The organism is Mycolicibacterium parafortuitum (assembly GCF_010725485.1).
Classification (GTDB): Bacteria; Actinomycetota; Actinomycetes; order Mycobacteriales; family Mycobacteriaceae; genus Mycobacterium.
This window is the reverse complement of the sequence record NZ_AP022598.1, coordinates 499498-521391: the sequence shown is the minus strand read 5'-3', so window position 1 is coordinate 521391 and position 21894 is coordinate 499498. Positions and strand designations below refer to the sequence as shown.

The following is a 21894-nucleotide window of genomic DNA, read 5'->3' as shown; positions in this document are numbered from 1 at the left end:
CGGCGTCATGTCCCGCCGGGTGGTGAACACAGCGCCTCGGTCGAGGGCCCGGAACGCCGGCACTATGTGATGAGCAAATGATTGCCTGTGAGCGGAAAAGCGGACTGCCGGACGATGGTCATGGTAGGAACGGTTGTTGTAGCAGGTGTTTGCTATGACGAGCATGAAGGTGGAATATGGCGACACGACTGACCAGAGAAGATCGGCTCGTGCGCCTGGTTGAAAAGACTCGTGGGCGGATTGATGCAGTTCCGGAGACCTCTCGATCGCTTCGGCATATGCCGAAGAGCAAGCTGAGAGTGCTGGTGCGCGAGGCCGGTTATGAGCGGTCGTCGGACCGTTTCCTGGAGGAACTCGGTGCACGGTTGCGGGACAAGAAGGTTGGTTTTTCTCCCGAGCTGACCGATCCTGCAAACACACCGGAAACACGCATTTACTTCTTTGATCTGAATAGGCTCAACAAGAGATTTCGTGCGACCCGCGAACTCTTCAAAGAAGAGAGAGACCTATCCAGATTTCTTTGGCTGAATAAGGACTCTCTAACGTATGCGAAGCGGAACAACCTGCGAATTCTCAGCCGGGAGACGCGAATCGCTACTGGAGCGACAATCGATCTCCTCGGAGTCGATACCAAGACGAATGAGCTAGTCGGGTTCGAGTTGAAGGCCGAGCAAGGGGATGACCGTCTAGTTGGGCAGGCAGCGAAGTACATGCGTGCGCTCAAGGCGCAAGCGGCATCTGACGGACGTCCTGGTGCGAGGTTGCTGATCGTGACGGGTCAGCCCGACGACGATCTGGCGGAATTGGTGCAGATTCAAGCACAGAAGTTCGGGGTGAAGACCGATTGGTTGCTGTATCGCGTGCAGTTCGAACTGTCGGAAGCGTGATGAATCAGGTGAGCGAGCCGGCTGAGGCGTTGGCGCTGTTTGGTGGTATCGGTATCGCCCACGGCATCGGTGGGCGTCTTGCTGAGGCATCGAAACGGGTCCTGGCCATCGGCGTCCCCACGCTGCTGCCGTTGGGGATCATTGTGGTCGGATCTGCATGAGCGCAGCCGAGTTCGATGATGCTTTGTTAGACCAGGTCTCGGAAGTAGTGAGCCCTGGTACTGCGATCCTGACGCTGTCCACCAAAAGCCTCAACAGGATCACTGCCGTGGAGCGCAAGGGTGTGTGGGTCGAGACTGAGCGCTCGATGAGTCTCGGATCGGGGCCGCAGTTGGTGCCGGCATGGATGATCACCGCGGCGTGGAACAGGCTGCGCGACAAGGGGGAGCTGAGTCAACAGGAATTACTCAACGAGTTGAACGTCAAGCGGTCGGCATTTGTGTGTGCACTGGTAGCGAAGTTTCCGGGTGTGCACATTCGGTCGACCCGGCCAACTCTGCTCGAGTTGAAGGAGGTTTAGGTCATGGTCAATTCAGCTGGCTGGGAATTCTGGAAGCTCGACAGCGTCGGCGGCGGCCTGGCTTGGCTGGGTCTGACCAGGCCGGAGGCGAAAGTAGCTGTCGATAGGCGCAAGGTATGGACTCTGATCCCCGCGCGTCGATTATTTGTCGCGAACTGGTTCGTGACGGAGGATCATCACCGGGACGGGGATAAGCCCGGCGTCTGGGTCCACGAGAACATCGATATCGAAGACGCTCGTGAACTGGCTCTTGAGGTTCCCGATGTGTCCGAGGTCGACATGAAGCGCCTCCGTCATCCCGAGCGCTGTCTTACTCTTGATCAGCTCGATAACTATTCCGTATCAAAGATTCTCGGATCTCGTGTGGCGGCTGCCCTTGGATCTCGCCGGTAGTCGCTATCGCTCATGAATCACGGCATGTTCGCCCCGCGAGACTCCGTTCCGATCGGAAACGTGAACTCAAGTCGCACAGCATGGTTCGAGTCACCCCCAATATACGCTGACAGTCCCAGGGATCTCGGGCTTGGCTTAACGGCCAGGGCGCCTGCTCAATCGCAGTTGTCACACTGCCCTGTCACGGGCAGCGCTTGATAGCAGCCGGGGCAGAGCTTGAGCGGCGCGTCGAGCTTGGCTTGCGCCTTCTTGTACTCCTTCGCAGCCTTAGCCTTTGGCGTGAGGGTCGGCCTTCCACCGTCCGGCGGGAGTTCGGCACCGAAGAAGCGGTAGCACTCAAGTCGCGTTCGGGCGGCATGCTCATCGAGATCGTCAAGCCCTTGGGATTCACCTTCCTCGGGCTTGTCCGAGCTAATGCCGTCGGCGGCGCTCAACGCGAACCTATAGCCGGCGCCGACCGTGCCGTCCGAAGTCACGCACAGTGAGGTGAGCTGCGGCCAGCCATTCTTGGTGCACACGGCGATGACTCGACCGAGGACATCACCGATCCAGTTCATGATGAGGCCGTTGTGTGTGACACCGGATTGTGCTTGCACATACTCGGCGAGCTGGGCGTACGTGACGAACCCGTTGTAGCGCTTGGCCGTCTGCGTCAGCATCTCCACGGCGTGGGGCTCCCAGATGTTGAACGCATCCTGCATCGCAACCTTCTTGCCGTCTTTGTCTTTGGGCACCGTGTTCCTTCCTCTAGCTGTTGGCGGCTTGTCAGTCGTCGGCCAGCTTTGACCGCTGATCCTCAGTGAACGCCGGCATAGCCGCGGCTCCACCAGTGATCTTCGCGGTCCGATACCCGCGCACGTTGCCCGACATGGCCGCCATCGCCTCCCGGGACTTCCCCCTGCTGTAGGTGACGGCCTGCTCGGCCTTGACACCTAGATTCTTGCCGACCTCGACGGCGTCCTGATCGGCACCCATATAGAGGAACTCCCAACCAAATTCGTTGGTCTGCTGCTCGACAAGGGACTTGATGGCCGGCCGGCTCCACTCGTGGCTGGCGTTCTCCAGGCCGTCGGTCATGATCGCGATGATGACGGAACCCGGCTTGTCGTCGTCGGCGAGTGCGGCGATCTCGGCCGCGGTGTCGGTGATGAGCTTGCCCATCGAATCCAAGAGCGCGGTCGTGTTGCGCGGATTCAGCACCAGCGGTGGCACGTCGCTGACGGGCACCGCGCGGTAAACGACCTCGTACTCGTTGTCGAACTGCGCAAGCGTGACCCGACAATCACCGTCGCCGGCACGCTGCTCGGCGAGGAACGCATCGAAACCACCGACCACGTCGGACTTGATGGACTGCATCGACCCGGATCGGTCGAGCAGGAAGGCGATGAGGGTGAGATTCTGGTTCGACATGGTCGGTCCCTTCGGTTGTTGACTAACGAGGCTTGGTTTTTCGGCGTGGTTTGAATCGCATCGGCTCTGCCGGCGCCGCGGGTGGCAGCGGGTTGCGGGCGTGTTTGTCGTTACGGGCGCGTTTGACGTCTTCGGCGGTGATCCGAGTGCCATTGCTGGCGTACGGACTTAATCGGGGTGTGCTAGCGAGGCGTGGACCGACGGCGTTCTCGGTAAGGCCTGCGCTCTTCCCGGCGGCCGCGATCGACATCTCGTCGTCGACGACCGCGCGGGCCAGTTGCTCATCGAGTAGCGCACTGACCTCCGTCAAGACCGACCGAAGGTGCCGCAGGGCCCGGTCGGCGGAGGGTGCGCTCTCTGCTTGGGCAAGGTCTGCGCGGATGCGGTCATACCTGCTGGGCATGTGCCACCATACCGCAGAATGTGCGGAATCCGCAATAACTGCGGAAATCTGTGTCATCCGTCAGCCATCCACGACGGCCACGAAACCGGAGTGATCCGTTTCGCCGGATGTCCTTGGCGCATGATCGAACTCGCAGAACTTGATCTGCCGCGCGAGATCCGGCACCGCGAAGACATAGTCGAGCCGGAACCCATTGTCGCCCGGCCGGCTGAACCACGAATACTCACGAACACGGGGATGCAGCGACCGCCACATATCGGTGTAGCCAGACGCGATCAGTCGCCCCGGCATCTCGGGGCCGATGAACTTGGCTCCCCGCGGCGCCTTGTCGAGATCGTTGTTGCCGGTGTTGAAATCGGCGATCAACAGGTCGATGTCGGAAGTCTTCGCGTCGTTGATCAACACCTCCCAATAAGGGAGTTTCGCGATGTTCTGCGGCATGTACACGCCGCACACGTTGGCGCCGTCGATCTCCGCGCACCACAGATGACGCGGGTTGAGCGACTCATCGAACGCCCAGGAGCGGTCGATGCCGCCGCGCGCGGCGATCAGCACCGTGTTCTCCTTCGCCCCGACCTCGGGATGCGAGGTGTCATAGCCGACCTGGGCAAGGCGGTCGATGAGTCGCGCACCGACAGCGTTGGCGCGGAACTCGGTGACCACCAGGATGTCGGCGTCGTACCCGAGCAGCCGGTCGGCCAGCGCCTCGGCGGACTTGGTGCCGCCGTGCCGAATGTTGAGAGTCGAAATCCGCGTCCCCATCGCAGTGCCCTTTCGCTCGGCATGGAATCTCCCGCGAGCCAGCCAGTATGAGGGTGGGCACCGACAAGTGGCTTCCCTGCGGTAATGAGATGTCCGGCATCGATGCCGTCGCCCCGCGAAAACGCTAGCCCGGCACCACGCGGTACTTGCCCCCGATATTCGCGGCCACGTGCCTCTCGGCGCGTCTCCGCTCTATCTCGCCCGCCGGTGCAGCCGACCAGAAAGTAGTCTCGTCATGACCCGTGGTGAAATCCCAGCCCTGCCCCGGTAGCGCCGCCACCGGATCCAACCCCCGCGCGTTCAAGTCGTCGCGCAGCTGTTCCCGCGCGGTGCGCCACGCGCTCGCGGTCGCCGGACTTGCCGTTCCCCGCACATAGGCGACAGCGGCGATGTCGTGGTCCGGGTCCTCGCTGAGCGCGGCCACCGCCGCCTCGGCCGCGGCGATCTCGTGTGGTTCGGGCGTCGCCCCCATCCCCAGGTCGGTGTATAGGCCCGGGCTCACCTCGTGTCGGTCACCGCCGGTCGGCACCGCGTAGGTGGTGACTGTCGATCGATTCCCCTCGGCGGTGGTGACGACGGTCAGCAAGACATAGTCATCGCTAGATCGGTTGTCGGACAGCACAATCCCTTGACGAAGCGACGCACCGAACTCGTCGCTGGCAGCCGCAACGAGCGCCGACACCAGAGGGTGCCCCGGCGCCATCAATTCCGGCGGGTCGGCTGCGAAAACCTGATCGTCGGAGTGCGCGAACGCCACCCTGTCGTAGCGGGCCGTCAGCGACGACCCGAACTCGTCTCGCAGCCGCGTCGGCACATACCCGACCTGCCACGCATCACCCCGCGTCGCGATGTCGACGTGAAATAGCGGCGCGGCCCGCAGCATGAAGTCGCGGGCCACATCCGGTTGAAAACTCATCGCCTTTGCGATCTCCATGTCGCGACGCAGCACGGCGAGTTCCTCGGGCGTCAGCGTGCTCACCGATGCCGCCCGCTTCTCGACGGCCGATTCCAGGCGTCCCGACACCGAATCGAGCTCGGATTCGATCTCGCCGTGGCGGGCCTCTCCGCCCACCGCTCGCCGCAGCAACTGACTGAGGCTGATCTCGGTCAGCACCTCGCCGAGCACGTCGAACACCTGGTCGCCGAGCGCCTCCCGCTGCACCTCGACCTTCTCGAGCAGGGTCTGAAAGACATCACCCTCTCGGGTGTCGGCAGCAACCAGATTCCACAGATGGCAGGTGTGTCGTTGGCCGATGCGATGGATCCGGCCGAATCGCTGTTCGAGGCGATTCGGATTCCATGGCACGTCGTAGTTGACCATCAGGTGAGCGACCTGGAGGTTGACGCCCTCACCCGCAGCATCGGTCGCAATGAGTACCGAGCTGCTAGGTTCGGCGATGAAGTTCGCCTGCGCACGGCGGCGATCGCTCCAGGACATTGCGCCGTGAATCACCTGGACATCGACGGCCCTGCCCAGCAGCTCGACCAGACGGTCCTCAAGGTAATCCAGGGTGTCGCGATTCTCCGAGAAGATGATGATCTTGCGTCGCTGACCGTCCGCCTCGAACATCGCCTCACTCGTGAGCAGCTCGGCGAGCGCCGCCCACTTCGCGTCGGCACGGGCCGAATAGACGGCCTCGGCCTTGGCGACGAGCCGATCGAGCACCAGGATCTCCGCCTCGAGTTCGGCGACCGTTCGCGCGTTTGTGGCGACGCTGACCACCTCGTCTTGATAGGTCTCCGCCCGCACGCTGCTCATCTCGTCGGGATCGTCCATGCCCCCCCCGAGTGTCGCCGCGAGAGCCACGGCGATCTTCCCCTCGGTTGCCCGCGCCTGGTCCGCCTGCGCGCGCAGCCGGTCGCGTCGACGGGTGAGCGAGCGCAGGATCGCCTGCGGGGAGGACGCCAGTCGGCGCTGCAGGACCACAAGCGCGAAACCCACACTGCGCCTGGTGTCGTCATCGGCGACCTTGTTCATCTCCTCGCGCACGTATTCGCTGACCGCCTCGTAGAGCTCGCCCTCGATCGGACTGAGCCGGTAGGGCACGGTGCTCGCGCGGCGTTCGGGAAACAGGGGCGTGCCGTCCAAGTGGACGAGTTGCTCTTTGACGAGACGGCGCATCAGTCCGTTGGCGGCGGGATCCTCGACGATGGGCTGATCCGCGGACCCCAGGAGCGTGAGGAACTCCCGGTAGTCGGCGTCCTTGCCGTTATGCGGAGTCGCCGTCATCAATAACGTGCTCGGGACTGCGTCTCGAATCGCTTCGGCGAGCTTGAACCGCTTGGTCTTGGTGACCGTGCTGCCCCAGGAGCTGACGGACAGTTTGTGCGCCTCGTCAAAGATGGCCAGGTCGTACTCTCCATCGACGGCGTGGGCCGTCAAGTCGGGACTGCGGCTGAACTGGTCGAGGCGAGCAATGAGAAACGGGAAGTCCTGCAGTGACGTGTCCGGCGAATCGCCCAGCAGCGAATTCTCGAAGACCGCGAAGTGCAGCGCGAACTTCTCTCGCAATTCGTTCTGCCACTGCTCAACGAGGCTTCCGGGTACCACGATGAGGCACCGCCGGATCCAGCCCCGCGCGAGCGCCTCTTTGATGAACAGGCCCGCCATGATGGTCTTTCCCGCACCGGGGTCGTCGGCGAGCAAAAATCGTTTGGGGTGCCCGGTGAGCATGCAGTCGTAGACGGCCTGCACTTGATGCGGCAGAGCCTCGACGTTGGACGACGACACGGCGAGTAGTGGGTTGAGCACGGCTGCGTGCCGCAACCGCAGGGCTTCGATCGCGAGCCAGAACTGGTCGGGATCGGCGGCGAGGGTCGGCCCCTGTCCGCCCACCGGCAGGACTTTCGCCAACTCGTCGGCGGAGAGAAGCCGCGAGTCTTCGATGCCGAACTCATCCCGGTAGCGGACGAAGGCGCCGGAGCCGGCGGCGGTGACGTCGACGATCTCGACGACCGCATCGAACGCCAATCCCTCGACTTTGCTTCCCGGCGACAGGTGAGCGAAGCCAGGCAGCACCTCGTCTCCAATCTTCCGGGATCAGCTCCCCGCATGATAAACAGCAACGGGGAGGAATCGGCGTGGACATCATGGTTGCCAGCGGGGTGCAACTCGACCGCGCGTGGGTCGGTCTCGGTGCTGAATTCGGAGCGGCGTTACGCGATTGGTCGCGTCACGTGCTCGCGCTCGTGGTCGAGGAGGCCAACCGCCGGGGTGCTGGAACGCTGCTGATCGCGGGCGGTCTCTTCGACCGGACGTACGTGTTACCTGCCACCGTCGATTACGCGGCGCAGATCCTCGGCACGTTCAGCGGCGACGTGGTCATCGTTCCCGGCAAGTCCGACTGGATCGACGGCACTAGCCTCTACCGCACCCACCGCTGGGCTTCCAACACCACGATCTGTTCGTCCTCCGAGTACCAGCCCGCTGCGCCTGCACCGAAGGTATGGACGAGCGCCTGGACCTCGCCCGGCGGCGCCGTCCCACGCCTCCCGGATGCGCCGGGACCTCACGTGCTCATCCGCGCCGCGACCGCTGACGACAGGATCCTCGCCGTTCCTAGCCTCGTCCGTGATCCGCGCGAACCAGGAGGGTTCGCTGTGCTGATCGACGGCGATGAGCCCGAAGCGCCGTCCCGGCGGGTCGATCTGCCCGACCAGCCCGGCCTGGTGGCGGATCTCGACGTCACGGACGCCGCGGACACCGACGCGCTCGCGGCGGCCGTGGAGGGCGTGCTCACGCCGGGAGATCCGCTGGTCTTGCGACTGGTCGGCACGCTCGCACCCGGGGTCCTGCTTCCGGGATTCAGCGGGCAGGACCGAAACCTTCCGTCCCATGTCGTACTCGACATCGATGCTCTGAGCTTCGGCACGCCGTCGGTCGACCCCGCGGACCGCAGCGCACGCGCCGAGTTCCTTCGAGCGATGCTGCACGCCAACACCTCTGACGTGCGACGGCATCAGACCACCGCGCTCGGGTTGGCCGCACTCGACGCCTCCGTCCAGGGGGCGTGAGACATGCGCATCGATCGGGTCACCGGCACTGCATTCGGCCCATTTCGCGGCGCGACACTCGAATTCGCACCGGGTCTCAACGTCGTGCACGGACCCAACGAAGCAGGAAAGTCCAGTTGGTTCAACGCCACGTACTCGGCTCTGGCCGGTCGGCGTAAGTACAAGGGCAGAGGCAGTGCCGCCGAGACGGAGTTCAGAAACCGACACAAGCCCTGGTCGGGCTCGAAATGGGCTGTCGGCGTTGCTGTCACGCTCGACGACGATCGCCGACTGGCCATTACCCAGGATCTCGCCAAGGGCGAATGGACGATCGTTGACGGCTCGACTGCCCGAGCGGTATCGGAGGCTGAACTGCTCACAGACGCAAGCTTGGACGGCACGCGACTCCTGGGCCTCAACCGCCAGTCAGCGCGATCGACCATTTTCACCGGCCAAGCCGACATCCTCCGCGTCCGCGACGACGCCGGTGAACTTCAGGAGCTGCTGGAAAGGGCCGCATCGACCGGGGCGACCGATGCCACCGCCGATGCGGCGCTGGCCTGGCTCAAGGACCGACGCACCGAATGGGTGGGAGTGGCGCACATAGGCAGCAGGCCGCTTCGATCAAGTCGTACGGCCTTGGAGGACGCGCGAGAAATTGCCGAGACACGACGAGACGATCTCGCTGAACTCCTCGAGACCATTGCCAACCGTCAGAAGCTTGCCGCACCCCTGGTGAAAGCGCGCGCCAAAGTCGAACTGTCCGAACGCTTCGTCAAGTGGCACAGCGTGTACGAGCTGCGGATCCGTGTAGAGAAGGCCGTCGAGCTATCCACCAGAGTGGCTGCAGTAAGCGAAGCGGACCTGACCGTCGATGAGGAGAAGGCCGCGACCGTTACCAGGGCGCTGGTGGTATTCGACGGCGGGACCGATGTGACGCCATTGGGTGACGGACCTACCGCGGCCGATCTGCAAGTCCAGATCGACGAGCTGCCCCAAATGCCGGAGGGCGATCGCGAGCCGCGGCACGACGTCGTCGACGCCCACAGCGCACTGGTCAAGGCTCAGACCGTACTCGACACCCATCTGCAGGCCACACCGCCCGATGAGGCATCTCCTCCGCCGACAATCCTGTCTGCCGACGAGTTACGCACTCTCGCTGATGTACTCGCGTCATCGCCACCCGAGGTGGACACTGCTGAGGTAGCGGTGTTTCAGCACGAGAGGGAACAGCGCGCGGCGCAGTTGGCAGCACTGCAGCGCGACGTCGACGACCGCGATGCCACATACCGACAGGCGAAGGCCGACTACGATGCGGCCGTCGAGAACGGGGCAATGACCCTAGAGTTGGCCGCGCTCCACGCAATTGAGCGGTCGGCCGCTGAAGACGTGATCGCCGCCAGCCGGAGATATGCCGACTTCCTTTCCGAGGCACTGTCGGCGCAGGAAGCCGAGGCGGGGGTGATGGCGCAAGAGGTTGCGCTACGCCAACATCAGGAGCGTGTTGCTGCCGCGCAAGCCCAGGTACGTGGGGAATCGCTCGACGTCGACCCGGAGTCCTTGAAAAAGATTGCCCGCGAGATGGATGCCGCCGGCGCGGCGCGGATAGCGGCAGCCAAGCATGCGGATCAGGCCGCGGAGTTCCGGGCCGCACGCGACGACCGCGTCCGAGCACTTGCCGGCCTACTCGGGCGACAGGATCTTCTCACCACCGAAGACCCTGCTGCGCAAGTGCTCAAGCTGTATACCGACTACGTCGAGGCCTGCAAGTCTCGCGCTGAAGTCGCCCAACAAGCCGCTCGTCGCGCCGACCTCGTCGAGGCGCACAGCCAGCGGCTACAGCTTGAAGCGAACCACCTTCAAGCGCTCTCCGTGCGTGAAGCTCAAGGACGCGACGTGATCGAGCTTGCCACTGCCCTCGGCCTGACCGCAGAGGCTGTTGAGGGCGCGATCGAGCAGCTACGCCGTTGGGTGAGTGAGCAAGACGCAAAGCGCGCGGCGTTGACCACATGGAAGACCGACGTCGCCCTCCTCGAACAACTGCTGGGTGGTCGCGAACTGGCTGACCTGCAAGCGGATCTCGCGACACTGACCGCCGAGGCCGGGGATGAACCGGAGGAGCCGATGCCGCCGGATCTGAACACGTTCGTCACCGACGCAAAAGCTCTCTACGACAGAATGATTGACCTTGACGGACAGCTGAAGGGAAAGATTCAGGCTCTCGGCAACGTCCTCGGTTCGGTGGCAGAGGCCGTGGAGGTGGAGGCCGATGCCCAACGGGCAGTCGATCAGGTCGAGACGTTGGCGTCGTGTCTGGATGCGGCCGCCGCCGAACTCGCCAACGCCAAGGAACGAGCCAACGCTTCCATCGCACCCGCTCTCGCTGATCGAATGCGGCCGTGGCTACCCCGGGTGACGAACGGCCGGTACCGGGACGTCACCGTCGACCCGGGTAATCTGACGATCCTCGTGACAGAGGCGACCGGCCAAGTGCGCCAAGCGGATCGGCTCTCGCTCGGTACGACGGAACAGATCTACCTGCTACTTCGGGTGACCCTGTCGCAAGTACTCTCGGGTGGTGCCGAGACCGCACCGCTGATCTTCGACGATGTCACCACCCAGTCCGACACCACCCGCACGGTCGCGGTGATGGAATTGCTTCATGAACTCAGCGCCGAGCACCAGGTCATCCTTTTTTCGCAGGAGGACGAGGTCGTCGAGTGGGCGCAGAGGAACATAGATCCCGCGAAGGACAAGATCATCCCGCTGCCCGCGCCCTGAATCAGTCGTTCAGGCATTTATGGGCGGGAAGACCGCAACGGAGCGAAGTCTGACACGCCCAAGACGTCACCCCGTCAACGAACGTTGACGCGCGGTGGGTCCGGAGACGTCACTGACCAGATCGCGCCATCGGCACCCGGACATCGTCGCTCCGAGCCGAGCACGTCGATCAGATGCGCTGCGCTGCAGTCGTCGACCGAAGAAGACACCGCACCGCGGGCATCCAGCTCGACTGGGCAGTCGGACAATGTGGCGGCGTTCCCGCTAGCACTCTGGCGCTACTGGCGCCAAAATGGCGCCATGCCCAGTGTGCAGATCAAAGACGTCCCGGATGACACACACCGGGTCTTGCGGGAGCGGGCGGCGCGGGCGCATCAATCGCTTCAGGAGTACCTCCGCAGCCGACTGATCACCGAGGCGAGTCAGGCCACCGCTGAAGAGGTCTTCGAACGTGCCGCCGTGCGCAAAGGCGGAAAGGTGTCGTTCAGTGCGGCGGTGTTTGGAGTCCGGGCTGAACGTGATGGGCGTTGACGCGAGCGTCTTGGCGGTGACTCTTGGCGCGGCCAACACCGTGCGGTAATCGGGCCTCGCGAGACGCTCCTCGAAGGACCTCTCGGAGTGTGCCGACATGTCGGCGCTCGTGCGTAGCGTCCGCGTCATGAGTGACGGACGTGGGAACCGCAAGATGAAGCAGGCGCGACGCGATGCGCGTCGTGCAAAGAAGCGCCGGGTGGATGCCGTCCCCGAGCCGCCTCCCGATGATCGGTCGCTGATCTCGTTCGCGATGGAGAACCCGTGGGGTCTCTTGATGTTCGCGAGCGCGAAAGTCGAGGCGGCGAAGCCAGACCCGTTCTCGAATTGGCGGTCTGATCAACGCACTTCAGTCGACTTCGGTCACCGCCTCCAGAATTTCCTCAACGCTCCCCATTCCGAGAGCGCGTTGTTCGTCGCGCTGTTTGGTGAGCTGTTGGACGACCAGGAGCTGCAGCAGCGCTATCGGGTGGCGCTGGACGCGTACCAGGGGCCGCTACCGCCGTGGGTCGCTGGGCTCCGCGAGGTCGAGGTTCATCGGGCGGTGCGTCACTCATATGTGCTCGGAGATTTCGACGAGCTCTGGATCGGTGCCCGCCTCGCCGACGGGCGGGAAGCGACCTGCGTGATCCGGATGGAGCACCTCGAAGACTCCGAGATCGTCGATGCAGATCTCTGGTTGGACGCGATCGACATCCACATGCGGCGAAGCTCCAATGCTGACTTCACCACCGTGGACATGAGGCTCGCTGATGCGCGGGCGTGGATCGAACGCAGCCTGCAGCAGAAGTTCGTCTTCCGGGAGACCGCGACGTGGCCTGGTTGCCGTCCGCTGGTGCGATGGCTGGTCGGTCATATGCCGGAGGGCGGCGACGGGTACCAGTGGTCGGGTTCGGCATGGGGATCAGGTAGGGAATTGGCCGACGAGTTCTTCGCATGCGAGGCCGGCGCAGGCTTCGATCGCCGCGACCACCTGCTGCTGTTGACGGACCTCATGGAATCCGGGACGGGGGACCCCCTGCGGTGGAGCGCCCGGCGCGTCGAGCATGTACTCGAATCGTCGACGCTCCACGACCACTCGTTGAAAGTCCTCCTCGAGGTACCCGCCCTCCTGCGGGCCTTCATCCCGTTCGCGCACCAGCGGAGCGGGGTCCGCGAGGGCTTGACCGCGGAAGCCCTGGCCGCCCTCGAGGAGAGCCAGAAGGGTGACGGGTTGAGTGTCGCGGGGTAGACGTGCGTGTCGACGGTTGTTGACGCGGACCAAACGCATAAGACTGCTGAGCGCCGCCGACACCGCAACCGTGATAATGGGATTTCACTGGTAACATGATCCCATGGAGGCTGTGATCGATTCCGGTGGCCGAGTGGTCCTACCGAAGCAACTGCGGGACGCGCTGGGTTTGACCCCCGGCACGAAAGTAGACATTTCTGCCTACGGCGGTGGGTTACAGATCGTTCCGGGCGGGCGAACCGCTCGACTCGAACGCGACGACGATGGTCGCCTCGTGGCGCAAGCCGACACCGTGGTCACCGACGAGATGATGTTCGCCATCATCGACTCGGGTCGGCGCTGACTGACGATGCCTGTCACAGCGGTTGATACGAGTGTCGCTGTACCGCTGCTCGTCGGCTCCCACCGAGAACACGCCGCCGTGGCGAAATGGGCCAAAGGCAAGACACTGGGACTCAGCGGGCATGCGCTGACCGAGACGTACTCGGTGCTGACACGGCTACCCGGTGATGCGCGGCTGCTCCCGCAGGATGCGGTCGCACTGATCGACGCCAACTTCACTGCATCCCTCACGCTCGGCGCCCGGGTTGCACGTGGTGCGCATCGCGAGTTGGCCCGACGAGGAATCGGCGGCGGTGCGACGTATGACGGACTCGTTGCGTTGGCGGCGCGAGAACACGATGTGGCGCTGGCAACTCGGGATGCCCGCGCCAGGGCGACATATGAAGCCCTGGGTGTGGACACCGAAGTTGTTGCGTGATGACGCGGAGAGGGACGCTCGCGCAGGCCCGATCGGACGTGCCGGCAAGCGATCCGTGAGACGCCCCCGCGAGCTCGGCTTACTCCAGCCCCAGCGCCGCCCTGAGTCGATCCGCATTCATCGCGTGGCGGCCTGTGTCGGAGGGGAAGGAGTCGAGTAGCCGGATCAGATCAGGCCGGCGGGTCGGGTCATCGGCGGCCTGGCGTGGGGTGTGCCCGTCGAGCGCCGGAATCGACTCGTCGAGCCACTTCTCCTCGTAATCGAGGATCATCTTGTCGAGCAGGGCCACCACCTGCGGGTCGTCCGGGTCCACCGCGCCCTGAGCGGTTGCAGGCATCCGCGCGGCCATTCTCCGCGGGTCGTCCATCGGTGTGCGAGTCTCATCGACGACGCGCATTCCCGGGTCGAGCCGCTCCAGGGTTTCCAGCACCCGGTCCATCCGTTCCTCACTGTTGGTCTCGACCCGCAGCGTGTCCCCGTCGAGCACCATCGTCGCGCGGATGCGTTCCATGCCGTCGGTAGTGACATGCTCGAACCACTGCGGCAGCTCCGCGTCCTCGACCCGGTCATAGGTGTCGTCGAGCGCGGCTTCGATACGTGCCGAATCACTGACGCGCACAACCGCTTCACAGACCATCAGCGGATCACCCTCGGTGTTGGTCAGCGTCGGCGGAGCGAACCGGGCGCTCAGGAACGCGACGATCTCCACGGGGTCAGGTCCCTCGTCGAGAAGCTCGATCAGCGCGCTGCGCTGATGCAGCGCAACGGGTTCCACTCCGCCGAAGAGCTGCGCGGTGCCGTCGCCGACCGGTAACACCCGGGTACAGATCAGATGTCCTGCCTTGAGCTGCCGGCTGGCGGTGCGCTCCCGCACCTCGTGCACGTCGCCGGTGCGGACGTCGCGCACCGTGAGCCCGTGACCGGGACTCACCGCCTCGACCTCGAACAGCGAGCGTTCGATCAGCAGCCACTGCTCTGCCAGCGACCGCTCGTCATCGGGCAGCAGCGGGCCGCGAACAGCCAGGAAGTCCTCGAATGCTTCGCCTTCACACAGCGCAGCATCGACGATCAGCGGGTCGAGCATCTCGTCGAGCGAATCGTCATGCCGGCTGCGTTCGTAGCTCAGCTCGGCGATCAGGCCGCGCCACTCGCCCGCCACCGCATGCTGCGCGGCCTTCGCGTACAGCCACCCCACCCGCTCCAGCAGCGACAACTGCTCCTTGCCGAGATGGCACTTCTTGTACTTGCGGCCCGACCCGCACCAGCACGGCTCGTTGCGGCCCACATCGGGGCGCGCCTCGGCCCGATGGCTGCGCAGCAACAAGAGCATCGGATCGTCGGGCGCGGCACCCGCCCGATGGAGCAACGCCAACCCGCGCTCGACGTCACCGCGGTCGGACGCGATCCGGGCCAGGTCGTACAGCGGCAACGGCCAGTCGGTGTCCATCGTTTCGGCGGCCAGCAGCTCCCGTTCGGCCGCCTCGATGTCGCCGATGCGCTCCAGCGCCACCGCGCGCAGCCAGCGGAACGCGACCCGGGCGCGGCGCGGCACCTGCGGCTCCAGCGTCTCGGCGAACAACCCCAGTGCCGCGGCGCCATCGGGGTTGCGGCCCAGGGTTTCGGCTACCAGCAGCTCTGCCAGGCGCGGATCGGCGAGCTCGGCTCCGAACTCGGCGACCAGCTCCCGGTAGCCCTCGGTGGTTGGCGCCGGCACGTCCTCGTCGGGCGCCTCTTCTTCGCCAGAGAGAGACGTCGTGATCAGCTGCGACATCTGCTCGTAGACCGTGACCAGCGTGCGTAGGGCGCGTGCGGCATCCTCGTCGATGTCGTACCGCCTGCGCATCACCTCGCAGTCCAGCTCGAAGCGCCACCGGTCGTAGTCGAAGCCCGCAGGTGCGAGCAGGTCGAGGCGACGCACCAGGTTGTGGGCGTCGGCGATCTCCGACAGCGGCGGCACGGGCTCGGTGAACAGCGCCGGATCCGCCGAACACGCGCTCCACACCGCGGAATCGAACGGCGTCGGCTCGTCGGGGGCCAGGGTGGCCGCCAGTGCGGCACCGACCTGCGGCGCCGGATCCGCCGTCACCTTCGACAGGGTGAGTCCCGCGGGCGTCAACCTCAGACCGACCAGGTCGCCTGCTGCGAGGCCGAGGCCGCGCAACGTGCCCGGCGGCAGGACCAGCGCGCCGCCGTCGTCGACCATGTCCAGCGGGACGTCCCGCTCGTCGAGCACCCCGTCATCGAACGCCGGTAACGCGACGCTGACGGGGGTGCCGTCGGCCAGCTGCGCGTACTCCTCGAACTCGCAGAGGTGGGTGATCGGGTCGAGGTCCGGGGTGACGAGCAGGATGTCGTGGGTCATCTCCTGGGCGTCGACCCGGTGCGTGAATAGCCGGCCGGCCAGCAGGGCGGGCAGCCACGCCCAGCGGTCATCAGCTAAAGGCACTGCAGCGCAGGTGATCTCGTTCAACAAGCGCGGAAGCTCATCCTCCGCATTCCGGATGCCCGTCTCGCGCAGCCGTTGCGCGATGTCGTCCTCGTGCAGTGGGCCGTGCTCGATGAGGATGCGGGCGAGGGCGTCGGTGGGATCAAGCTGTGCTGCCACGCCGACCACGGTAGGCGATCGCGCCGGCGCTCGGCGATATCGCTGACCTCGCGCTGGGCCGGGTGACGCCTCGCCCCGCCCGGCTCCAGTGCAGGTCATGGGACCTTTGTACGTCTGAAGGCGAACCTGGACGCTCGCTGTGAGACTGCAGGCTTTAGGCTGCAGTGCTGATACCGACGGTGGCTGGACTACCGATCTACACAACCCCACCCGAGGAAACCCCCGATGGCGATCGCCGATGTCTCCGACTACACCCATCTCAGCAAGCAAGACATCGACGCGATCGCCGACCAACTCGACGCGATTCGCCGTGACGTCGAGGAGTCGCTCGGAGCGCAGGACGCGGCGTACATCCGTCGGACGATCGCCTTCCAGCGCGCGCTCGACGTCGGGGCACGCCTGCTGATCGCCACCAGCCGGTCGAAGACCGGTTGGGTACTGGGCACCGCATCGTTGGCGTTCGCGAAATCCGTCGAGAACATGGAGCTCGGCCACAACATCTCCCACGGCCAGTGGGACTGGATGAACGACCCGGAGATCCACTCCAGCAACTGGGAGTGGGACATGGTGGGGTCGTCAGCGCAGTGGCGGTACTCCCACAATTACCGGCATCACGTCTTCAGCAATGTGCTCGGCATGGACGAGGACATCGGCTATCGGTGGCTGCGGGTGACGACGGAGCAGCCGTGGCGTCGGGTGTACCTGTCGACTCCGGTGCGAAACCTGGTGCTGGCAGCGATGTTCGAATGGGGCATCGCGCTGCACGGGCTGCACTCGGAGCGTCTCCGAGGGGAGAATGCCGCTGCCGTGGCAGTGGAGAAACGGAAGTTCCTCGGCAAGGCGGCCCGCCAATTGAGCAAGGATTATGTGTTCCTGCCGGCCTTGAGCTTCCGGCGGTGGCGTCGCACGCTCGCGGCCAACCTCACCGCGAACCTGCTGCGGAACGTGTGGGTGTACGTGAACATCATCTGCGGGCACATCCCGGACGGCGCAGAGACATTCGACCCGGCGGTGCTCGACGGCGAGACCAAAGGCGAGTGGTATCTGCGCCAGATGCTCGGGGCGGCGAACTTCAAAGCCGGCCCGCTGCTGGCCTTCTCAGGTGGGCACCTGTGCTATCAGATCGAACACCACCTGTTCCCAGACTTGCCGAGCAACCGCCTCGCCCAAGTCAGCGTCCGCGTACGCGAACTGTGCGAGAAGTACGACCTGCCGTACAACACCGACTCGTTCCCGCGCCAGTACTTCCGGACGCAGCGGACCATCCACAAGCTGGCGGTCCCCGACGGTCTCCTGACCGCCTCCGGCGCCGCGAGCAGCACGTAACGACTCCGCACGCCGGGCCACCGCTGACGTCATGTCCTGGGTAGTCAGACGGTCCTGAGCTGGGCAACCGTGCGTGGCTATTGGCCCGGGTGTCTGCGTCCTGGCCCGCTCACCCCGCGGGGCCGAGCGAACGTGTCACTCTGGAGTGATGGCTGCGAAGCGGAACCCCCGTCGCGCAGACCTCGTGCTGTCCGGAGGCGGCGTCAAAGGCATCGGACTGGTCGGTGCCGTCGGGGCGCTGCGCGACGCCGGCTACGGGATCGAACGCATCTCGGGCACCTCGGCGGGCGCACTGGTCGGCGCGGTCGTGGCCGCGGCTACTCAGGCCGGCGGGATCAGCGCCGACGCGCTGCGCGAGATCGCCGTGAGCGTGCCCTACCGCAGGTTCCGCGACAGCGGCCCGATTGAGCGGATCCCAGTGGTCGGCACTGCCTGGGGTCTGTCGCGGGGGACCGGCCTCTACCGTGGCGACTTCGCCCATGACTGGATCCGCGGGGAACTGGAGAATCTCGGTGTCAGCACCTTCGGCGACCTGTCCGTCGACGACGACCAGCTGCCGCCCGAGCGACGGTATCGGTTGGTGGTCACCGTGGCTGACCTGACCGCGGGTCAATTGGTGCGGCTGCCCTGGGACTACCGACGTCTCTACGGGTTGGACCCCGACGAGCAATCGGTCGCCGACGCGGTCCGCGCCTCCATGGCGATACCGTTCCTGTTCCAGCCCGCCACACTCAAAGATGCTGCCGGCCAGTCGTTCACATTGGTCGACGGCGGGGTGCTGTCGAACTTCCCGATCGACACCTTCGACCGCCATGACGGCGCCGTACCCCGATGGCCGACGTTCGGCGTGACGGTGGTGCCCTACCTGCCCGCCCCGACCGTCCAACAGTTGATCCCCGGCCTCCGGTTGCCCTGGAATGGGCCGAGGCTGCTGGAAAGCCTGCTCACCACGATGTTGGTCGGCCACGACCAGACCTACCTCAGCCAGCCTTGGGTGAAGGTGCGCGCCATCCAGGTGGACTCCACCGACGTCGGCGTCCTGGACTTCGACATCACCCGCGCCGAGGCCGACGCGCTCTACGACAAGGGCTACGCGGCGGCCACCGAGTTTCTGGCGGGCTGGGATTGGCCGGCGTACCTGCGGCGCTTCCGCGGCGCGCACGATGTGACCTGACGCCTGGAAGTCCTCAGTTTGCCGCGCTGGACGGCGGCGGGTGGCCCGCGGCGAGCAGGGCAGTGGATATCATCCCCGGTGACGGAGGGGAGGACGTCGACGATGACCATCACCGCGGCCGAGGTTCCACGCTTGGCCAATGGCGCTGAGCGCAAAGTCTGGCAAGCCCTGATCGACCAGCTCGAACCCGGTGACCTCGTCATCCCGGGCAAGCGCGTCACCGACCATCTCAAAGACCACGAGATCGACTTCTTCGTCGCGATCGAAGGCGCCGGGATGGTGTGCGTCGAGGTCAAGGGCGGCGAGGTGTGGCACGACGGCGAGTGCTGGCGGCAGAAGCGCCGCGGCCGCGAAGTCGAGATCGACCCGGTTCGCCAGGCCCGTGAAGCCTGTTATGCCCTCCGTAGTTTCGTCGAGAGCGACCCTCGCTGGACCCAGGGGCGGCTGCGCTGGGACCACGTCGTCGTCCTACCGACGACCGACCTTCCCGACGATTTCGCCCTGCCCGAGTGCCCCCGCTGGAAGGTGATCGACCGCACCGACCTGCCCGACATCGCCGCCAGGCTGCGCCACATTTTGTTCAGTCAGGAACTCGATCGCCCGTTCCTGACGAAGGCGGGCGTCGCTCAGCTCGGCGAGTCACTGAGCGGGCGGGGTCTGCCGCAGCGCAGCGTCGTCGCCCGTGCCCTCGAAAACGAGGATGCCGCAGATATTCTCACCGAGCACCAGTCCGTGATCCTGGATGCTGTCCGGTTGCTCAACCGCGTCGAGGTCCGCGGCGGCGCGGGCAGCGGCAAGACGTTCCTGGCGATGGAGCAGGCCCGGCGTCTGGCCCGCGACGGCCGGCGCGTGGCGCTCGTCTGCTACTCGCACGGGCTCGCGTCCTATCTGGAACGCGTCACCGAGACCTGGAACCGACGTCAACGGCCCGCCTACGTCGGCGAATTCCACGACCTCGGCAAGCGGTGGGGTGCACCCGAAGGGCCCGACGAGTCCCTGCGCACCGCCGAGACCGTCCAGTTCTGGGAACACGATCTGCCCGCGCAGATGACCGAGCTCGCAGCGCAACTCGATGAAGGCCAGCGCTTCGACGCGATCGTGGTCGACGAAGCACAGGACTTCGCCGACGCGTGGTGGGATCCGCTGCTTGCCGCGTTGAAGGACGAGGACACCGGTGGGCTCTACGTCTTCACCGACGAAGGTCAGCGCGTGTTCAGCCGCCACGGGTCGCCGCCGGTGCCGCTGGTCCCTCTTGTCCTGGACCACAATCTGCGCAACACCCGCCAGATCGCCAACGCGTTCCAGCCGTTGGTGGATCACCCGATGCGCTTCTTGGGTGGTGAGGGTCCGGCGGTCAAGTTCGTGCCCTGCTCACGGTCGGACGCGATGGATGTCGGCGACGACCAGGTGGAACTGCTCCTCGAGCAGGGTTGGCGCCCTGAGGATGTCGCGCTGCTGACCACCGGAAGCCGTCACCCGGAGCAGCGCGAGCGCCAGGCCGCTGGTAACGCCGCCTATTGGGACAGCTTCTGGGACGCCGAGCAAGTCTTCTACGGCCATGTCCTCGGGTTCAAAGGACTCGAACGCCGCGCCGTCGTGCTGGTCGTCAACGAGGAGTCCGCGTTCGAGCGCTCGCGGGAGCGCTTGTACGTCGGATTATCCCGCGCGCGCGACCAACTCGTCGTCTGCGGGGATCCTGAATTCCTCCGCGAGGTCGGAGGACCGGACCTCGCTCGTCGGCTCAACATTGACTGAGCGTGAGCAGTAACAACGGCTGAAGTTCGAATCGCATAATGCGAATGTTTGCGGTTCGGAGGGATCACCATGAGTTCGGGATTTGCCTGAGGAGACCTCGGATCGGCGCTAACGGCGCCTACCTTAAGAGTTCAACAATCTCACCTTTGATTGCCCAACGGTCGTCGACCGGTTCAGCAAGTAGCAGCTCCCCGGCCACGCAATCGTGATCCGTCGGGTTCCATTGCACGCCTTCACGAAAAGTCGATACGAGCCTAGAGGACTTTCCGATGACCGCGCGCCGAACATCAAGCAGACGCGCCTCAATCTCGGTGGCATCTGCCGGCATCATCGCCGAGAGTCGCTCCGCGACTTGCGGCAGAGCCGCCGTGTCGGTGTGCGCTTGGAATGCGCAGATCGTGCCGTCAAGGGTTCCTTTCATCAGGTCGCCAGGGACGGCGCGCCGGCCCTGCGGAGGTCGCATCTCAACTTTGACGGCAAATCGCGTTCCTGGTGTGCGCGCCACCTCGGATACATTCGCGCTACCACGAACGAGATTCAGCCAGACCTGTGCCGCACGCTTGTCGCCCAGGATCGTGCCCATGTCGACCCAATCGAACGACGCAAGTACTCGACCTCGTCGCCATGCGGCGAAGGTGCCCGTACGAGGCGAGATTGCGTAACGGTAGCCGAAGAGAAACTCCGCGCCGTCGGTGCCGGGCGGTACGTTGGCGCCGTGCTCGAAGCGGATGCCGTTTCGACCGGCGATCGAGAAGGAATCAATGTTGTAGAGCGCGAGATTCTCAACATCTGCGTTAGCTCGTTTCGACCCGAAAAATGAGGCGTGTAGGACGTAGTCGTCGGGCGGCTCGAGACGCCGGCATCGGTCTCGAATCTCGGCCCGAAGTTGCTCCTCCCACGCAGGTCGGTGCTCGAAGCGAATGTAGTCGTCGGCCCACGCTTCAACTATCGCCATCCCGGGTTCCGGCCCTCGAATACGGAACCGTGCACTGGCTACAACACTCGCCTCGGCCGGCCCACTTGGTTCCGGGGAAACAACGGACGCCTGAGGTTCACCCGCGGCGCAAATTCCGCACCGTCGGATGGTCTCCCCGATCACTTCGCCTGCCGCCCAGTGCTCCAACTCGGCCAAGGTATCGGCGCACACTTTCACATATGGCCCGGTCCAAGGGCCGCCCCGGGGATTGTTGCCACTAATCGTCCGGCATTGCGCGCGATGGGTACGGGCGTCGACCGCCCGTCGGTTCCGCGCGATGTTGATGACGAATCCGTCCCTATGCGTCGCGAGCCATTGCAGATAGCCGGCGTCGTCGTCACGAAATTCCTGCGCGCTCATTCCCCACCCTTCAGTACCGAGCGCCTC

19 protein-coding genes are annotated in these 21894 nt (G+C 64.9%); 13 read left to right on the top strand and 6 right to left on the bottom strand.

The genetic code is table 11. The features are described 5' to 3' along the window. The first annotated feature begins 176 nt into the window (after positions 1-176). Genes NTM_RS02385 through NTM_RS02370 form a run of 4 tightly spaced genes read left to right on the top strand, consistent with a single transcriptional unit; the run spans position 177 to position 1800 of the window. A complete protein-coding gene (locus NTM_RS02385) occupies positions 177-887 on the top strand; it encodes a PDDEXK family nuclease (protein WP_163765336.1) in 711 nt (236 codons plus the stop codon). Then, positions 884-1048 carry a hypothetical protein gene (locus tag NTM_RS02380; protein WP_163765335.1) on the top strand — a complete coding sequence of 55 codons (165 nt, stop codon included), beginning with the start codon at positions 884-886 and terminating at the stop codon, positions 1046-1048. Before NTM_RS02385 ends, NTM_RS02380 begins: the two co-directional genes overlap by 4 nt. Then, positions 1045-1407, top strand: a complete 363-nt coding sequence (locus tag NTM_RS02375) for a hypothetical protein (RefSeq protein ID WP_163765334.1) — start codon at positions 1045-1047, stop codon at positions 1405-1407. Before NTM_RS02380 ends, NTM_RS02375 begins: the two co-directional genes overlap by 4 nt. Before the next feature lie 3 nt (positions 1408-1410). Continuing rightward, complete coding sequence (locus NTM_RS02370) at positions 1411-1800, top strand: hypothetical protein (protein WP_163765333.1); 390 nt, start codon at positions 1411-1413, stop codon at positions 1798-1800. A 155-nt stretch (positions 1801-1955) separates the two neighbouring features. On the opposite strand, the gene NTM_RS02365 is transcribed toward NTM_RS02370, so the two are convergent. The 4 genes from NTM_RS02365 to NTM_RS02350 form a co-directional block, all read right to left on the bottom strand. Next, positions 1956-2534 (bottom strand): hypothetical protein, encoded by a 579-nt coding sequence (locus NTM_RS02365; protein ID WP_163765332.1) that lies wholly within the window; start codon positions 2532-2534, stop codon positions 1956-1958. A 31-nt stretch (positions 2535-2565) separates the two neighbouring features. Continuing rightward, complete coding sequence (locus tag NTM_RS02360; protein WP_163765331.1) at positions 2566-3210, bottom strand: vWA domain-containing protein; 645 nt, start codon at positions 3208-3210, stop codon at positions 2566-2568. A gap of 463 nt (positions 3211-3673) precedes the next feature. Continuing rightward, the gene (locus NTM_RS02355; RefSeq protein WP_163765330.1) at positions 3674-4375 is read right to left on the bottom strand and encodes an endonuclease/exonuclease/phosphatase family protein; all 702 of its coding nucleotides are present in this window, start codon (positions 4373-4375) and stop codon (positions 3674-3676) included. A gap of 124 nt (positions 4376-4499) precedes the next feature. Further along, positions 4500-7394, bottom strand: coding sequence for a DEAD/DEAH box helicase (locus tag NTM_RS02350; protein WP_163765329.1), 2895 nt, complete (start codon positions 7392-7394; stop codon positions 4500-4502). 71 nt (positions 7395-7465) lie between these two features. On the opposite strand from NTM_RS02350, the gene NTM_RS02345 reads away from it, so the two are divergent. The 6 genes from NTM_RS02345 to NTM_RS02320 all read left to right on the top strand — a co-directional run bounded on the left by NTM_RS02345 (position 7466) and on the right by NTM_RS02320 (position 13671). Then, the gene (locus tag NTM_RS02345; protein WP_232079884.1) at positions 7466-8389 is read left to right on the top strand and encodes a hypothetical protein; all 924 of its coding nucleotides are present in this window, start codon (positions 7466-7468) and stop codon (positions 8387-8389) included. Between the two features lie 3 nt (positions 8390-8392). Beyond that, positions 8393-11149 carry an AAA family ATPase gene (locus tag NTM_RS02340; protein WP_163765327.1) on the top strand — a complete coding sequence of 919 codons (2757 nt, stop codon included), beginning with the start codon at positions 8393-8395 and terminating at the stop codon, positions 11147-11149. Between the two features lie 300 nt (positions 11150-11449). Further along, entirely contained in the window at positions 11450-11680 is a 231-nt protein-coding gene (locus NTM_RS02335) for a FitA-like ribbon-helix-helix domain-containing protein (protein ID WP_163765326.1), read from the top strand. A gap of 97 nt (positions 11681-11777) precedes the next feature. After that, positions 11778-12911, top strand: a complete 1134-nt coding sequence (locus tag NTM_RS02330) for a hypothetical protein (protein ID WP_163765325.1) — start codon at positions 11778-11780, stop codon at positions 12909-12911. 103 nt (positions 12912-13014) lie between these two features. After that, positions 13015-13254 carry an AbrB/MazE/SpoVT family DNA-binding domain-containing protein gene (locus tag NTM_RS02325; protein ID WP_013472822.1) on the top strand — a complete coding sequence of 80 codons (240 nt, stop codon included), beginning with the start codon at positions 13015-13017 and terminating at the stop codon, positions 13252-13254. Between the two features lie 6 nt (positions 13255-13260). After that, positions 13261-13671: a PIN domain-containing protein gene (locus tag NTM_RS02320; protein ID WP_170311962.1), complete on the top strand. Its 411-nt coding sequence runs from the start codon at positions 13261-13263 to the stop codon at positions 13669-13671. Between the two features lie 79 nt (positions 13672-13750). On the opposite strand, the gene NTM_RS02315 is transcribed toward NTM_RS02320, so the two are convergent. Then, the gene (locus tag NTM_RS02315; RefSeq protein ID WP_163765324.1) at positions 13751-16276 is read right to left on the bottom strand and encodes an SEC-C metal-binding domain-containing protein; all 2526 of its coding nucleotides are present in this window, start codon (positions 16274-16276) and stop codon (positions 13751-13753) included. A 225-nt stretch (positions 16277-16501) separates the two neighbouring features. On the opposite strand from NTM_RS02315, the gene NTM_RS02310 reads away from it, so the two are divergent. From NTM_RS02310 to NTM_RS02300, 3 genes are all read left to right on the top strand, one after another. After that, complete coding sequence (locus NTM_RS02310) at positions 16502-17602, top strand: fatty acid desaturase family protein (protein WP_163765323.1); 1101 nt, start codon at positions 16502-16504, stop codon at positions 17600-17602. 148 nt (positions 17603-17750) lie between these two features. Next, entirely contained in the window at positions 17751-18776 is a 1026-nt protein-coding gene (locus NTM_RS02305; protein ID WP_163765322.1) for a patatin-like phospholipase family protein, read from the top strand. Between the two features lie 102 nt (positions 18777-18878). Next, positions 18879-20531, top strand: coding sequence for an NERD domain-containing protein (locus tag NTM_RS02300; RefSeq protein ID WP_163765321.1), 1653 nt, complete (start codon positions 18879-18881; stop codon positions 20529-20531). Between the two features lie 118 nt (positions 20532-20649). On the opposite strand, the gene NTM_RS02295 is transcribed toward NTM_RS02300, so the two are convergent. Beyond that, a complete protein-coding gene (locus NTM_RS02295; protein WP_163765320.1) occupies positions 20650-21867 on the bottom strand; it encodes a hypothetical protein in 1218 nt (405 codons plus the stop codon). Positions 21868-21894 lie beyond the last annotated feature (27 nt).